A 13218-nucleotide genomic window follows, 5' to 3' on the forward strand; every position below is an offset into this window, starting at 1 on the left:
GGGCGCTTGTTTACTTGTTTTTTTCATACAGTTCCCGAATGTTGGCTTCGTGAAAGGAAAGGTGGGGCTTTTCTTTTTGATAGTATGCAAGTCTGTCGAGCAAGGTTCCGGTGTGGAGCTCGAATTTATGGCCGTCAGGATCGGAAAAATAAATCGAATCTTTATCGCCTTCATGGCGTTTCCTTCCTTTTAACACATTGACGCCCAAGCCATGCAATTTCATTTCCCAATAAGGCAAATCCTCCTGTTTGATCGAAAAGGCGATATGCGTGTACGAATCGTGTATTTCCGTCCTCTTAATATCTTTTTCCTCGTTCAGCGCGAGCCAGATGCCATTTAGATCAAAATAAGCGGTTTTCTCCGCTTTTACAAGCCATTTGGCATCAAACACCTTCTCGTAAAAGCTGATGGAAGCCGAAAGGTCAGAAACAGAAAACAGCAGGTGGTTAAGGCCTTGAATCGTTTTACCTTCCATTTGCGATCGGTCCCGCTTCAAAATCTTCCAGCTCTTTTGCGATGAGTCTGAATAAAAAGGCGAGAACCGCCGCATCATCAATCCATCCCGCACCCGCGAGAATATCCGGAATCAGGTCAACGGGAGACAGCAAATAAACGAGGGCGATAGCGGCAAGCCAAATCGTTTTTTTGGGAAAAAGGGGATATTCGCCTTTTCTCCAAGCCCTGAATGCCCTGAAAAACAACGGGATCCCCGATAAAGCTTCCTTAGCGGCAAAAAGCGCCTTTAGTTTTCTAAACAGCATAAAAAAGACCTCCTGTATATGAAAAAATCCTTGTCGGCGTTTATCTGTTTTCAATATTGGGTATAGCATCCTTAATCCAACAAATCTATTATACTCGATTCCGAAACTTTTTTTCAAAAAATAGCTTTACAAAATAAGTATAATCTGTAATAATGCTCAAGTACGCAAATATGAAAGGTTTTCGAAACTTTAAAGCGGTAAGGGGTGAAGCGTATGCAAAGCTATTCACAGAAAGAAGAACTGCTTGATTCCATCAACGAAAAGCGGCAGATGATGGTAAAAGCTGCCGAGATCTATGGATATACAGGGGATGAAACGATTAAGCGCAGCCAGGAGCTGGATCAGCTAATCTATCAATATCAAAAGATGACAATGAATGAAACGCATGCATCAGACAAGCCATTGCCCGTTTTTTTAGATACGCTCATTCTGGAAAAGTATACGGCATAAACGGCCAGAGATCGAAAAAAGAGCTGCCGCGGGAAGAAAAGGACAGCTCTTCTAAAGAGGGACGGGCAAAGCCTGAACGTTTCAGCCGTGCTGCTCGTTTGAAATCGGCAGCGTGATGGTTACGGTTGTTCCTTTAAGCCGTTCACTGTCAATCTGAATGGTGCCCCCGTACATGGAGATGATTCGTTTGCACACGACCAGGCCGAGACCGGTTCCTTTTTCTTTTGAAGTGACAAAAGGCTGAAAGATCTTTTCCATCATTTCTTTTGGAATTCCTTCCCCGTTATCCTTCACGATAATTTCCGCTGTTTGTTCATCATGTTCAATTTTAATCAGCAATTTTCCGCCGTTTTTCATCGATTCCAGCGAGTTTTTTGCGACGTTTAACACGACTTGTTTTATGTGGTCCTTTTTGCAATAGACGTATGCCGGATTCTCCGCATGATCGCAGAATGAGACTTCGACATTGTATAAATTCGCTTCAGAATGAATAATCGGCATAATTTCATCGATCATTTCGTTCATTGAGTTCAGCTTCCATTGTTCAGCCGTCGGTTTTCCAAGCACGAGGAACTCGCTGACAATCTGGTTGATCCGCTTGATTTCCTGTTCGATTACAGAAAAATACATTTGGTCTTCTTCAGATTTGTATTTTTTTTGAAGAAGCTGGATGAATCCGCTGATTCCGGTCAGCGGGTTTCTGATTTCATGAGCTGTGCTGGCCGCGAGGGTGCCGATCAGCTCAAGTTTTTGCGCTTCATTTTGGGCGCGTTCCTGCTTGGTCCTCCTCTTTAACAGCACATACTGAATCAAAAGGAACAATATGTTAAGCAAAATAAAGATGCTTAAGAAGGAAAGCAGGAGGCTGTGGACCAGTTCGTCAAGCTGAACCGGCTCGGGATATACTTCAAGTTTCCAGTCGATCTGATCCAAAAAGGCATCGACGGTCTGACCGGTTTCATTCTCAGACGGCGCATGTCCGGCCGTAAGGACAATCTGATCTTTCTGATTGAGAATTTTGATGTAAAGCTCAGGGCTCAGCACGTTCATGATATTTTTTAAATAATCGATCCGGATCGATGCCAGCAAAAAGTTTGTCACATGGCCTTCGGGATCAAAGACGGGGGTGAAAATGCTCAGCTCGCGGCTGTGCGACGTGCTGCCGACGTCATCTGTGATGACCGATTTTTTTGAACTTTCCGCTTTTCGCAGAATGCCTTTGTAGGGGAGATGCTTTTTTTCTTTGACAGGCAGCGTGCTGACCGTGATATCGCCGTTTTTATCGAGCAGATACAAAGCCGAAAAACGCGGCTCTTTTTTGTACGTTTCCGTCAAAATCCGCTTCATTTGCTTCTGATCGATAGGATGGTTAAGGGCCGTTGCCATGGAGCTCATCCGGGCCTCTGTTTCGCCGATCAGATAATTGATCTGGTTGCGGTGGATATTCAGCATGAGAGTCGCCGTCTGCCGGTGCTTCTCGGTAATATTTTCGCGTTCTTGTTCGTATACAAAGAAGCTTATAATGAAAGCCGGGATCATTACCAGAATCAAATAAAGCCTCAAGTTCTTCCATATATTTTTCATATTGCTCATTTTTTCACTCTCTCCCAATCAATACAGAGATAGAGGTATTATATCACTAGTAGGAGCCGATTTATAGAAAAGATAACCAATACCTTGAAAATAGGACACAATACCGGGGAATTCCAGTAAATAAGGATATGGTTCCTATGGCCTATTATCTTTTGAAGGGGGTGAATGTTAACAGTTGACATTTTCCTCATAGTTTATTAATGTTTTCCTGTAGTTGTTTCTTTGGAGATGAGAGATATGAATAACCGAGAACAGGAACAGTCATTAAAATTATTTATCGTACTATCACGAGCGTACAGATCAATCAACGATCACATGAATAAACATATTCATAAACATGGTCTGAACCCGACCGAATTTGCCGTTTTGGAGCTTCTCTATCACAAAGGGGACCAGCCCCTTCAGCAAATAGGGGACAAGATTCTTCTGGCGAGCGGAAGCATTACATATGTCGTTGATAAGCTGGAACAGAAAGAGCTGATCATGAGAAGGGCTTGCACAACCGATCGACGGGTGACATATGCCCAAATTACGGACAACGGAGTCAGGCTCCTGGAGCAGATTTTCCCGGGTCACGCGCAGGAGATTCATGAAATGATCAGCGTGCTGAGCAGCGAGGAGAAAGAGGCCTGCATCGAGATGCTGAAAAGGGTAGGCTTGAATGCAAAACATTTTTATAAGGATAAAGAAAAAGGAAGCCGCTAAATGCAGCTTCCTATTCTTTTTCATTCAGATTTTCTTTGCCCATCGGCAGGATGAGGATTTCAACCCGCCTGTTTTTTCTTCTTCCTTCCTCCGTACGGTTGGAAGCGATCGGCTTATATTCCCCGTAGCCTTTCGCGCTGAACGTTTTTGCGTCAAGCTTTGGATTTTCGATCAAGAGGCTCATGAAGTTAACGGCTCTCATGACGCTTAAATGCCAGTTTGATTTAAATTGCGAGTTTTTGATCGGCACATTATCGGTATGTCCGCTGATCACGATATTCCGCGGCGGATTTAAAACGAGCAGATCAGAAATCTCTTTTGCGAGCGAAACGTCCTGCTGGCGAATCACCGCTTTTCCCGAATCAAAAAAGATATTGTCTTCAATCGAAAGAAGCAGTCCTTCGTCTGTGAGCTTCGTATTGACCTGCTTTTCAAGCTTCTTATCTTTAATGAACTGGTTGACCTGCTCCTGAATTTTCTTCAGGGCCTCCTGGTCTTTTTGCTTTGAATCAGCTTTTGGTTCATCCGGTTTTTTTCCGTCCTCTTGAGTAGGCGATTTCGGCTCGACGAAGCTGGAATAATCCATCATGCCTGTGCCGCCTGTCAGCACGGCATTGAACGATTTAGACAGCATATCGAACTTTTTCGCGTCTATCGAACTCATCGCAAACAGCACGATAAAGAGAGCCAGAAGAAGTGTAAGCAGGTCGGCATAAGGGATGAGCCAGGATTCGTCTACGTGTTCTTCATGGTCTTTATGCTTTTTCTTTTTTTTAGCCATTATCGCTTTCCCCTTCTTGCGTCATGATGCCGGAACGTTCGCTAGGGGAAACATACATCAGAAGCTTTTGCTCAATGACTTTCGGAGCCTGGCCTTCCAAGATGGAAAGGATGCCTTCGATCATCACTTCGCGAACTTTAATTTCCTGCTTCGATTTCCGTTTTAATTTATTTGCAAAAGGGTGCCACAGTACATATCCCGTAAAGATCCCGAGCAGGGTGGCAACGAATGCCGCGCTGATCGCGTGTCCAAGCGCTTCTGTGTTGCTCATATCCGCCAGCGCAGCGATCAGTCCGACAACCGCTCCCAAAACGCCGAGCGTCGGGGCGTATGTTCCAGCTTGTGTAAAGATGCCGGCACCGACCTGATGCCTTTCTTCCATTGCTTCGACTTCTTCGGTCAGGACGTCGCGGATGAAGTCCGCACTCTGTCCGTCTACGGCCATGCTCATTCCGTTTTTCAAAAATTCGTCATCGATTTCGTTCAGGTTCGCTTCCAAAGCGAGAAGGCCTTCACGTCTCGCGATTTGCGCCCATTCTGTAAACATTGGGATCAGCTCGTTGATTTCGATCATCTTCCGTTCTTTAAATAAGATGCCGAAAAGCTTCGGAACCTTTTTTAATTCGCTTGTTGGAAAGGCGATAGTAACAGCTGCGATGGTCCCGACAAGAATGATCAGCCATGCTGCCGGATTGACGAGAACCGAAGGGTTCACGCCTTTCATCACCATGCCGACACCTACTCCGATGATAGCTAAAATGATTCCAATTAACGATGTTTTGTCCATTTTTTTCACCAATTCCTTTAACTAACTTTTCTAACGTTAATATCGGTACCATAAGATAGGAACTTTAGCGGGTTTCACAAATTGTTATAAAATCAAGGTGAATAGGGACTTTCGGACGATGTAATGGAATTTTTTTCTTGTGGAATGAAAAATGCCGGCTTCCGTAAAGGAAGCCGGCATGCGGATCTATGCGACCGGTTTTACCGCGATATCGCCGTTTCTAACTGTCACATCGAATCCTGAGATGCTGTCTTCTTCAAGAAGCAGGTCTGTCATTTGATCCTCGATGACCTCTTGAATCGTTCGTCTTAAAGGACGCGCGCCAAATGCAGGATGGTAGCCGATATCGGCTATTTTTTCTTTCGCTTCGTCAGATACCTTTAATGACAGATGCTGGTCGTTTAATGTTTCTTCAAGCTCTTTCAGAAGCAGGTCGACGATTTTCACGAGATCCTCTTTTTCAAGAGGCTGGAACTCGACGATGCTGTCAAACCTGTTTAAGAATTCAGGTTTGAAGTAGCTGCTTAAAGAGTCGATCAATGATTGTTCGCCCATCAGCCGTTCTTCTCTGTTAAAGCCGACGGTTGTCCGCTTTTCAGATGCCCCGGCATTGCTTGTCATAATAATGACGGTGTCTTTAAAGCTTACCGTCCGTCCTTGGCTGTCAGTCAGACGTCCATCCTCCATAATCTGAAGGAACATGTGCTGAACATCCGGATGGGCTTTTTCGATTTCATCGAGCAGCACGATGCTGTACGGGTTTCTGCGGACTTTCTCCGTCAATTGTCCTGCTTCATCGTGTCCGACATATCCCGGAGGCGAACCGATCAGTTTTGACACGGCGTGTTTTTCCATATATTCGCTCATGTCGAGGCGGATAATCGAATCCTTCGTGCCGAACAGCTCTTCAGCAAGCCGTTTGGAAAGCTCGGTTTTACCGACGCCTGTCGGACCGACAAACAGGAACGAACCGACAGGTCTGTTTTTTGATTTCAGTCCGGCGCGGCTTCTTCTGACGGCCTTCGCAACCTTTTTCACGGCCTCTTGCTGTCCGATGACACGGCTTGCGAGGTTCGCTTCAAGCTCCTTCATTTTTTTCTGATCATCCTGCTGGAGCTTGCCGACGGGAATGCCCGTTTTTTGTTCGATGATCGCTTGAATGTCTTCAGCCCCGACTGTTGCCTGTTTTTCCTCTGTTTGATTCTCGAGCGCATTGTGCAGCGCTTCTTCTTCATCGCGAAGCTTTGCAGCGAGCTCGTAATGTTCTTCCTGAAGCGCTTTTGCTTTTTCCGCTTCGATTTCTTTCAGCCGTTTTGAGGCTGCTTCTCCGCTCACGGTATCGATCTCGAGGTTCGCTTTTGAACCGGCTTCATCCAATAAGTCGATCGCTTTGTCTGGAAGATGGCGGTCCTGGATGTAGCGGCTTGACAGGACGACGCAAGCTTTGACGGCTTCATCCGTATAGGAAACCCCGTGATATGCTTCGTATTTTTCCTTCAGGCCGTTCAAAATGGCCGTGGCCTGTTCGATTGTAGGTTCATGCACCATGATCGGCTGGAAGCGGCGTTCCAATGCTGCGTCTTTTTCGATTTGGCGATACTCTTTCAAAGTCGTTGCACCGATGACTTGCAGCTCTCCTCTGGCAAGCGCGGGTTTTAAGATGTTGCCTGCGTCCATGGAGCCCTCAGCAGAGCCGGCGCCGACAAGGAGATGAATTTCATCGATAAAGAGGATCGCGTTTTTGCGTTCTTTCAGCTCTTTCATCAGCTGTTTCATCCGCTCTTCGAATTGGCCCCTGATTCCGGTATTGGCAACAAGGGAGGCCACATCGAGCAGGTAAACCTCTTTATTTTTGAGTTTATTTGGAACATCATTTTCCGAAATTTTCAGCGCAAGACCTTCGGCGATTGCCGTTTTACCGACACCCGGCTCTCCGATTAGGACCGGATTGTTTTTATTTCTGCGGTTTAAAATTTCGATCACGCGCGCCACTTCATCGTCGCGGCCGATGACAGGATCGACCAATCCCGTTTTTGCGGCATTTGTCAAATTGACGGCGAGTTCATCAAGCAAGCCTTTTTTGGCAGCAGTTTGTGCCTGCCTTTCAGACGGCTGGCTGAAGAAAGACCCCCCTCCAAAGAAGTGGTTTCCTGAATACATAGAAGGCTGAGTCAGCTCTTTATAGCAGTTTTCGCATAAGTCCATTTGTTTCTTGGTGTAATTGATTTGCATGTTTAGGCGAATCGTCGCCTCATTTTTTTGACAATGTTGACAACGCATTTGCCAAAACCCCCTTTTTAGAATTTGACCTTTTTTGACCAATTTAATTTTTAAAAAATGGCCCTTTGTTTGACCATTTCTGACTATTAGTATACATTGACCTTCTTTGACTTTCAAGATACATGCTCAAAATATTCATTTCCTTTTCATTCCTGTTTTCAAGTTTGTCCTTCTTTTTAAGCAACATGTCTCATATGATGGACAAAGGGATTTTGCGGAAACCATGTTTCATTTTATGGAGGAGAAATATGAGTCAATCACGAGGATCCGCTTTTCAGCTGGCATTTGTCTATGTAGGAACGGTTGTCGGAGCTGGATTTGCGACGGGAAGGGAAATCGTTGAATTTTTTTTAAGGTTCGGCTGGACGGGTTTGGCCGGCATCTTGATCAGCGGGCTGATGTTTACATTTCTCGGTGCGAAAATCATGCTGATTTCGGTCAGAATCAATGCCAAATCGTATCAGGAGCTTAACAAATTCCTGTTTGGGCAGACGCTCGGGAAATTCGTCAATGTCTTCATGCTCATGGTGCTGCTCGGTGTGACTTCTGTCATGCTGTCAGGAGCCGGGGCGATTTTCGAAGAGCAGCTCGGGCTCTCTAATCAGGCCGGCATGCTCGTGACGATTGCTTTGAGCCTGTTCGTGATGATGAGCGGCGTGAAGGGGATATTCAGCGTCAATGTCATCGTTGTTCCATTATTGCTGTTTTTTTCAGTGATTGTGCTATTTGATTCGTTTATCTTCAGCGGCCCGGCCGTTCACAAATTGCCCGGCTTGTCGGCAAAACCGGACTGGATTGTGGCAGCTGTTTCATACGGCGCTTTTAATTTATCGCTCGCACAGGCAGTGCTTGTGCCGATCGCTTCAGAATTGAAATCTGAACGGCTGATTAAAAAGGGGGCGTTAATCGGAGGGACCCTGCTGACCCTTGTATTAATTTCAAGCTTTTTGTCTCTGTCCACATTGCCGAATGTCCTTTTATACGAAATCCCGATGGCGCAGGTCGTCTATATCGTTCAGCACTCTGTACATATCATCTACCTGTTTATCATTTTCGGGGAAGTCTTCACATCGGTCATCGGCAATTTGTACGGGCTTGAAAAGCAGATAAACGAATACATTCATATAAAAAGCCTTTATATCTTCATCCTCATCCTGCTTACGGTTTACTTGACAGGACAGATCGGCTACGGAAAATTAATTTCGACGATCTATCCGTTGTTCGGCCAGTTAAGCCTTGTGTTTATCTTCTTTCTGATGTTCAAAAAGTTGCCGAAGCGTTAAGAGTTTCCCCTTGGCGAAAATCCGGATTTATGATAAGATGGCGAAAGAAAATTTAAACAAAATCCGCTCGGGAAATCTGCGGGAGAGGTTCTAGCAAAACCCTCTATAAAAAACTAAGGAAAGCTGTATCCTTGGGGTATGGCGTTTTTTATTGTTTGTTTGCTAGAACACCTTTCCTTTTCAAGGAAGGTGTTTTTTCGTTCTGCCGATGTTTTTTTAAAAACATGGAGGAAAGCGGAGAAGGAGGAATTATGAAACAGGAAAAAGCAGTCGTCGTCTTCAGCGGCGGTCAAGACAGTACGACTTGCCTTTTATGGGCATTACAACAATTCGAAGAGGTGGAAACGGTCACCTTTCATTATAACCAGCGGCACCAGCAGGAAATTGAAGTCGCGAGAAACATCGCCGATAAGCTTGGCGTAAAAAACCATCTGCTTGACATGGCGCTCTTAAATCAGCTTGCTCCAAATGCCTTGACAAGGGATGACATCGAGATCGAGGCGAAAGAAGGCGAGCTTCCGTCCACGTTTGTTCCCGGACGAAACCTTGTATTTTTATCATTTGCTTCCATTCTGGCCTACCAAATCGGCGCGCGCCATATCGTAACAGGCGTTTGTGAGACGGACTTCAGCGGCTATCCGGATTGCAGGGATGAATTCGTCAAATCGTGCAATGTCACCGTCAACCTTGCCATGGAGCGGCCGTTTGTGATTCACACGCCGCTCATGTGGCTGAACAAGGCGGAAACGTGGAAGCTGGCCGATGAACTGGGAGCGCTCGATTTCGTCAAAAACGAGACGCTGACCTGCTACAACGGGATCATCGCCGACGGCTGCGGCGAATGCCCGGCCTGCAAACTGCGCGCAAATGGCTATCAGGAATATATGAAAATGAAAAGGGAGAGAGCTTAATTTGCTAACACAAATCTACCCGCAAACAAGTCACCCGTACGCGTTCGAACTGAATAAAGATATGCAGGTCTCGGCGGCCCACTTCATTCCGAGGGAAGACGCAGGCGCTTGCAGCAGGGTTCACGGCCATACGTATACCATCAATATTACGATTGCCGGAGACCATTTGAATGAGTCAGGTTTTCTCGCGAATTTCAGCACCATTAAAAAATTGATTCACGGGGAATACGATCACACGCTTTTAAATGATCACAAGGAATTTTCCGGGGAAAGCCGCGAGCAGATCCCGTCGACCGAGGCTGTTGCGAAAGCGATTTACGACAAAGTCGAGGCCTATTTGGAAGGGCTCGAAAATCGTCCGCACTGCGTTCAAGTATTTGTCAGGGAAACGCCGACAAGCTATGTCGTTTACCGCCCAAAACAAGGTGATCACCATGGCTAAACCGATTCCGGTGCTCGAAATTTTCGGCCCGACCATTCAGGGAGAAGGAATGGTCATCGGCCGGAAAACGATGTTTGTCAGAACGGCCGGCTGCGATTATTCGTGCAGCTGGTGCGATTCGGCCTTCACGTGGGATGGATCTGCTAAAAAAGACATCAAATGGATGACTGCTGAAGAAGTATACCGGTCGCTGAAAGAAATCGGCGGTGACTCATTTTCGCATGTTACCATTTCAGGGGGCAACCCGGCGCTGTTAAAACAGCTCGACGGACTGATTTCCCTTCTGAAGGAAAAGAATATTCGGACCGCCCTTGAAACACAGGGCACGTTCTATCAGGATTGGTTTGCCAAAATTGATGACCTGACAATCTCGCCAAAGCCGCCGAGCTCAAACATGAAAACCGATTTTCAAAAGCTTGACCATATCATCGGCAAGCTGAAAGGACACGGCAGGCTGGCTGCAGCAAGCCTGAAGGTCGTCATTTTCACACCGGAAGATCTTCAATTTGCGAAAAACGTTCACCAGCGTTATCCAGAAATCCCGTTTTACCTCCAGGTTGGAAACGAAGATGTGCATACAGAAGAACAGGAGCGGCTCGTTGAAAAGCTGCTTCGGAAATACGAAGAGCTGGTCGATGCCGTAACGCGCGACCCGGAATTAAACCGCGTCCGCGTGCTGCCGCAGCTTCACACCCTGATCTGGGGAAACAAACGGGGAGTTTAATATAGAAAGGAAGAAGAGCATGAGAAAAGATTCAGAGTTAGAAGGCGTAACCCTTCTCGGTAACCAAGGAACCGAGTATTTGTTTGACTACTCTCCGGACGTGCTGGAGGCTTTTCCGAATAAGCACGAAAACAGGGACTACTTCGTAAAATTCAACTGCCCTGAATTCACATCCCTGTGCCCGAAAACGGGCCAGCCCGATTTCGCGACGATCTATATCAGCTATATCCCTGATAAAAAAATGGTAGAAAGCAAGTCGTTAAAGCTGTATCTCTTCAGCTTCCGGAACCACGGAGACTTTCACGAAGACTGCATGAATATCATCATGAATGACTTGATTGAATTAATGGACCCGCGCTACATCGAAGTATGGGGCAAATTCACGCCAAGAGGCGGAATTTCCATTGACCCGTACACCAACTACGGCCGTCCGGGGACAAAATACGAGAAAATGGCGGAATACCGCTTGATGAATCATGATTTGTATCCGGAGACGGTGGATAATCGGTAAGGGGCGGGCAGATGAAGCGAAGGTTTGTGATCGATGTGTGACCGAAGTGTGATGCCGGTGTGACGTCACTGTGACGTTTTTTATCTATAATATAAGCGGAAATTAATGCTAGTGTGACGTAGACGTACGATTGAGTGCGTCTATTTTTTTTGTCTAAAACGCTGTCCGATCCGGAAAGTTTATTCGCAACTAATAATGAACGAAGAAAAACGTGTGCCATTCCGAAAGTGACTCCGCATCTATTTATGACAGCAAAATTTTAAAAACGGTGTCCATTTCGGAAAGTTGATGCGCAGTTATAAGTGAAGGCGGAAAAAATTTCGAATTTATTGTGCGGTTTTAAAAAGTCGCGGGTATTATCCTGTGAAGGAGGTTTTGGAATGACGAACGAAATCGAAACGTTTAACTATGGAGATTTAGATATTAGCACAGCAGCATTTCTACGCAAGAAAGAAAATAACATGCGAGAAATTGTTGGAAAAGCATATACCGAGCTAGGACGCGAATTGAAGGAGGCGCAGGAACGTCTTTCAAAGTGTGGATACGGATGCTTCCAGGACTGGTGTACTCATATTGGAATTGACCGGATGAAAGCAATGAGATTGATTCAGAGGTACGAGTTGATTATCACAAAATGTGATGAACAAGCGTCTCTTCTCGAAGACCTACCCGTCTCACTAACGTACGAAATCGCACGCCCATCCGCAGAGTCAACCGAACCGAAACGCCAAGCTAAACAGGCGGTCCTAAATGGCGAAGTTAAAACGCTAAAGGAGTACCGGGAACTATTGGCGGAGAAAGAGGCGGCAGAGGCAGCGCTCAAACAAGCGGAGCGGGAAGCGGATATATTGCGTGACAAACTCGAACAAGTCGAAGAAGCCGAACCGGAAATTCGGACGAAATACGTCGAAGTTAAAACGCCCGATCCGGAACTGCTCGCTGAAAATGAACGATATAAAGAATTGTTCGGTGACATTTCGATGTATGAAGGGCGGACAACTCGCGTGACTAACGGAGACGCGATCACGTATACCGTATACGAGTTTTCCGAAGATGTTCGTAAGTTTGTGGAAAAGTACGGTCATTTGACGCATTTCTCTCGGGAGTTTAGCGAAATGATTGACGAAGGCAAAGAAGAATATAGGAAAGCGATTCATGCGATGCAGACGCTTATGAGATCGATTCAAGGTGCTATGGACGAAAAAGAACCGATCATTATAAACGGATAAAGGAGCGATTTAAATGTTGACAATCAAAAACGTAAAAGATGGCGGAGTAGCTTATATTTTCGGAGCTGAATACGCAGGAGTTGCGAAGGCGATGTTTCCTCGATTCGCGGAAAAATTGTTAGGCGGTGAAGAAAGTGCGGCATTACCGGAGCCTAAGAAACAACGCACGCTGGCCGATGTCAAGAACGCCGTAGATAAAACGCAGTCTGATACTCGTCTGCGCCGTTCGTCGAAATTGACAGGGAAGGCTCTTCATCGAGAGATTTCACAAGTAATGTTTCGCGCAGAGACTTTATTCGGTCTTAGTAGAAGGAAAGTATGGGGTGAGCTGTACGAAAAGCTTCGTCAAGAAACAGGCGTAGATCCTAAAAACGTCAAAAGAAGCACAACGAAAGGGATACAGGGAGGTCCTTCAAAATTAAGCACATATTTAAAAGACGGTTACGGTCAGCGCTTAGTAGAAATCGCCTATGAAATCTACGACAGATATGAGGCGAGATCATGACAAACGAACATCAACGACTCGTCTCAGTCGAATCGCAGTCCGAATATAATCTAACGTCCGGCAAGTCCGAAACACGCATCTTCGTTAAAATGTACGTCGATGCTGTTAAGAAAGGACTAATCGCGGACATCGGAGCCGATCGTTGGCAGACGTTATGCGTCCTCTCGTCGTTCATGAACGAAAAGGGCGAATGTTACCCGACGCAGGATCAGATCGCTAAGGCGCTGAATGTACGGAGAGAGGCCGCAAACAAACG

Annotated in this window: 15 protein-coding genes, 1 pseudogene and 1 riboswitch; of the genes and pseudogenes, 10 read left to right on the forward strand and 6 right to left on the reverse strand. The window is 46.0% G+C overall.

Translation table 11 applies throughout. The annotated features are described in order from the left end of the window. Positions 1 to 10 precede the first annotated feature (10 nt). Both fosB and AB447_RS18940 read right to left on the reverse strand, forming a co-directional pair. The gene (gene fosB, locus AB447_RS18935) at positions 11 to 475 is read right to left on the reverse strand and encodes a metallothiol transferase FosB (protein ID WP_048355794.1); all 465 of its coding nucleotides are present in this window, start codon (positions 473 to 475) and stop codon (positions 11 to 13) included. Next, on the reverse strand, positions 465 to 761 hold the full coding sequence (locus AB447_RS18940) for a YkvA family protein (RefSeq protein WP_048406681.1): 297 nt from the start codon (positions 759 to 761) through the stop codon (positions 465 to 467). The genes fosB and AB447_RS18940 overlap by 11 nt, the downstream gene beginning before the upstream one ends. A gap of 213 nt (positions 762 to 974) precedes the next feature. On the opposite strand from AB447_RS18940, the gene AB447_RS18945 reads away from it, so the two are divergent. Further along, positions 975 to 1211 carry an aspartyl-phosphate phosphatase Spo0E family protein gene (locus tag AB447_RS18945; RefSeq protein ID WP_046132298.1) on the forward strand — a complete coding sequence of 79 codons (237 nt, stop codon included), beginning with the start codon at positions 975 to 977 and terminating at the stop codon, positions 1209 to 1211. A gap of 81 nt (positions 1212 to 1292) precedes the next feature. On the opposite strand, the gene AB447_RS18950 is transcribed toward AB447_RS18945, so the two are convergent. Continuing rightward, complete coding sequence (locus tag AB447_RS18950; protein WP_057957699.1) at positions 1293 to 2804, reverse strand: PAS domain-containing sensor histidine kinase; 1512 nt, start codon at positions 2802 to 2804, stop codon at positions 1293 to 1295. Positions 2805 to 3041: 237 nt separating this feature from the next. Between AB447_RS18950 and mhqR the strand changes: the two genes are divergently transcribed. Then, the gene (gene mhqR / locus AB447_RS18955) at positions 3042 to 3509 is read left to right on the forward strand and encodes a MarR family transcriptional regulator MhqR (RefSeq protein WP_048354926.1); all 468 of its coding nucleotides are present in this window, start codon (positions 3042 to 3044) and stop codon (positions 3507 to 3509) included. 10 nt (positions 3510 to 3519) lie between these two features. On the opposite strand, the gene motB is transcribed toward mhqR, so the two are convergent. From motB to AB447_RS18970, 3 genes are all read right to left on the reverse strand, one after another. Beyond that, complete coding sequence (gene motB, locus AB447_RS18960; protein WP_411801450.1) at positions 3520 to 4293, reverse strand: flagellar motor protein MotB; 774 nt, start codon at positions 4291 to 4293, stop codon at positions 3520 to 3522. After that, positions 4283 to 5077: a flagellar motor stator protein MotA gene (motA, locus tag AB447_RS18965; protein WP_048354924.1), complete on the reverse strand. Its 795-nt coding sequence runs from the start codon at positions 5075 to 5077 to the stop codon at positions 4283 to 4285. The genes motB and motA overlap by 11 nt, the downstream gene beginning before the upstream one ends. Positions 5078 to 5263: 186 nt before the next feature. Next, positions 5264 to 7357, reverse strand: a complete 2094-nt coding sequence (locus AB447_RS18970; RefSeq protein ID WP_048406682.1) for an ATP-dependent Clp protease ATP-binding subunit — start codon at positions 7355 to 7357, stop codon at positions 5264 to 5266. 248 nt (positions 7358 to 7605) lie between these two features. On the opposite strand from AB447_RS18970, the gene AB447_RS18975 reads away from it, so the two are divergent. From AB447_RS18975 to AB447_RS26515, 8 genes and pseudogenes are all read left to right on the forward strand, one after another. Next, positions 7606 to 8640 (forward strand): YkvI family membrane protein, encoded by a 1035-nt coding sequence (locus AB447_RS18975; protein WP_048354923.1) that lies wholly within the window; start codon positions 7606 to 7608, stop codon positions 8638 to 8640. Between the two features lie 78 nt (positions 8641 to 8718). Further along, positions 8719 to 8763: riboswitch (PreQ1 riboswitch) on the forward strand. 128 nt (positions 8764 to 8891) lie between these two features. Continuing rightward, a complete protein-coding gene (gene queC, locus AB447_RS18980; protein ID WP_048354928.1) occupies positions 8892 to 9551 on the forward strand; it encodes a 7-cyano-7-deazaguanine synthase QueC in 660 nt (219 codons plus the stop codon). Position 9552: 1 nt separating this feature from the next. Beyond that, complete coding sequence (gene queD / locus AB447_RS18985; protein WP_048354922.1) at positions 9553 to 9993, forward strand: 6-carboxytetrahydropterin synthase QueD; 441 nt, start codon at positions 9553 to 9555, stop codon at positions 9991 to 9993. Further along, positions 9986 to 10717, forward strand: a complete 732-nt coding sequence (queE, locus tag AB447_RS18990) for a 7-carboxy-7-deazaguanine synthase QueE (RefSeq protein ID WP_048354921.1) — start codon at positions 9986 to 9988, stop codon at positions 10715 to 10717. Before queD ends, queE begins: the two co-directional genes overlap by 8 nt. Before the next feature lie 19 nt (positions 10718 to 10736). Next, positions 10737 to 11228 (forward strand): preQ(1) synthase, encoded by a 492-nt coding sequence (gene queF / locus AB447_RS18995; protein ID WP_046132306.1) that lies wholly within the window; start codon positions 10737 to 10739, stop codon positions 11226 to 11228. A 380-nt stretch (positions 11229 to 11608) separates the two neighbouring features. Next, positions 11609 to 12457 carry a hypothetical protein gene (locus AB447_RS19000; protein ID WP_048354920.1) on the forward strand — a complete coding sequence of 283 codons (849 nt, stop codon included), beginning with the start codon at positions 11609 to 11611 and terminating at the stop codon, positions 12455 to 12457. Positions 12458 to 12470: 13 nt separating this feature from the next. After that, positions 12471 to 12962 (forward strand): hypothetical protein, encoded by a 492-nt coding sequence (locus AB447_RS19005; RefSeq protein ID WP_048354919.1) that lies wholly within the window; start codon positions 12471 to 12473, stop codon positions 12960 to 12962. Next, a pseudogene (locus AB447_RS26515) lies at positions 12959 to 13218 on the forward strand (helix-turn-helix domain-containing protein); the annotation flags it as partial. The gene AB447_RS19005 and the pseudogene AB447_RS26515, both read left to right, overlap by 4 nt.

Origin of the sequence: Bacillus glycinifermentans (assembly GCF_001042475.2) — a bacterium.
Classification (GTDB): Bacteria; Bacillota; Bacilli; order Bacillales; family Bacillaceae; genus Bacillus; species Bacillus glycinifermentans.

What these genes read in the sequence shown, in the direction of transcription:
- queF (WP_046132306.1), top strand. Translation starts at nt 10,737, where the DNA reads ATGAGAAAAGATTCAGAGTTAGAAGGCGTAACCCTTCTCGGTAACCAA.
- mhqR (WP_048354926.1), top strand. Translation starts at nt 3,042, where the DNA reads ATGAATAACCGAGAACAGGAACAGTCATTAAAATTATTTATCGTACTA.
- AB447_RS18975 (WP_048354923.1), top strand. Translation starts at nt 7,606, where the DNA reads ATGAGTCAATCACGAGGATCCGCTTTTCAGCTGGCATTTGTCTATGTA.
- AB447_RS18940 (WP_048406681.1), bottom strand. Translation starts at nt 761, where the DNA reads ATGCTGTTTAGAAAACTAAAGGCGCTTTTTGCCGCTAAGGAAGCTTTA.
- queE (WP_048354921.1), top strand. Translation starts at nt 9,986, where the DNA reads ATGGCTAAACCGATTCCGGTGCTCGAAATTTTCGGCCCGACCATTCAG.
- AB447_RS18950 (WP_057957699.1), bottom strand. Translation starts at nt 2,804, where the DNA reads ATGAGCAATATGAAAAATATATGGAAGAACTTGAGGCTTTATTTGATT.
- AB447_RS19005 (WP_048354919.1), top strand. Translation starts at nt 12,471, where the DNA reads ATGTTGACAATCAAAAACGTAAAAGATGGCGGAGTAGCTTATATTTTC.
- AB447_RS18945 (WP_046132298.1), top strand. Translation starts at nt 975, where the DNA reads ATGCAAAGCTATTCACAGAAAGAAGAACTGCTTGATTCCATCAACGAA.
- motA (WP_048354924.1), bottom strand. Translation starts at nt 5,077, where the DNA reads ATGGACAAAACATCGTTAATTGGAATCATTTTAGCTATCATCGGAGTA.
- AB447_RS19000 (WP_048354920.1), top strand. Translation starts at nt 11,609, where the DNA reads ATGACGAACGAAATCGAAACGTTTAACTATGGAGATTTAGATATTAGC.
- queC (WP_048354928.1), top strand. Translation starts at nt 8,892, where the DNA reads ATGAAACAGGAAAAAGCAGTCGTCGTCTTCAGCGGCGGTCAAGACAGT.
- AB447_RS18970 (WP_048406682.1), bottom strand. Translation starts at nt 7,357, where the DNA reads ATGCGTTGTCAACATTGTCAAAAAAATGAGGCGACGATTCGCCTAAAC.
- fosB (WP_048355794.1), bottom strand. Translation starts at nt 475, where the DNA reads ATGGAAGGTAAAACGATTCAAGGCCTTAACCACCTGCTGTTTTCTGTT.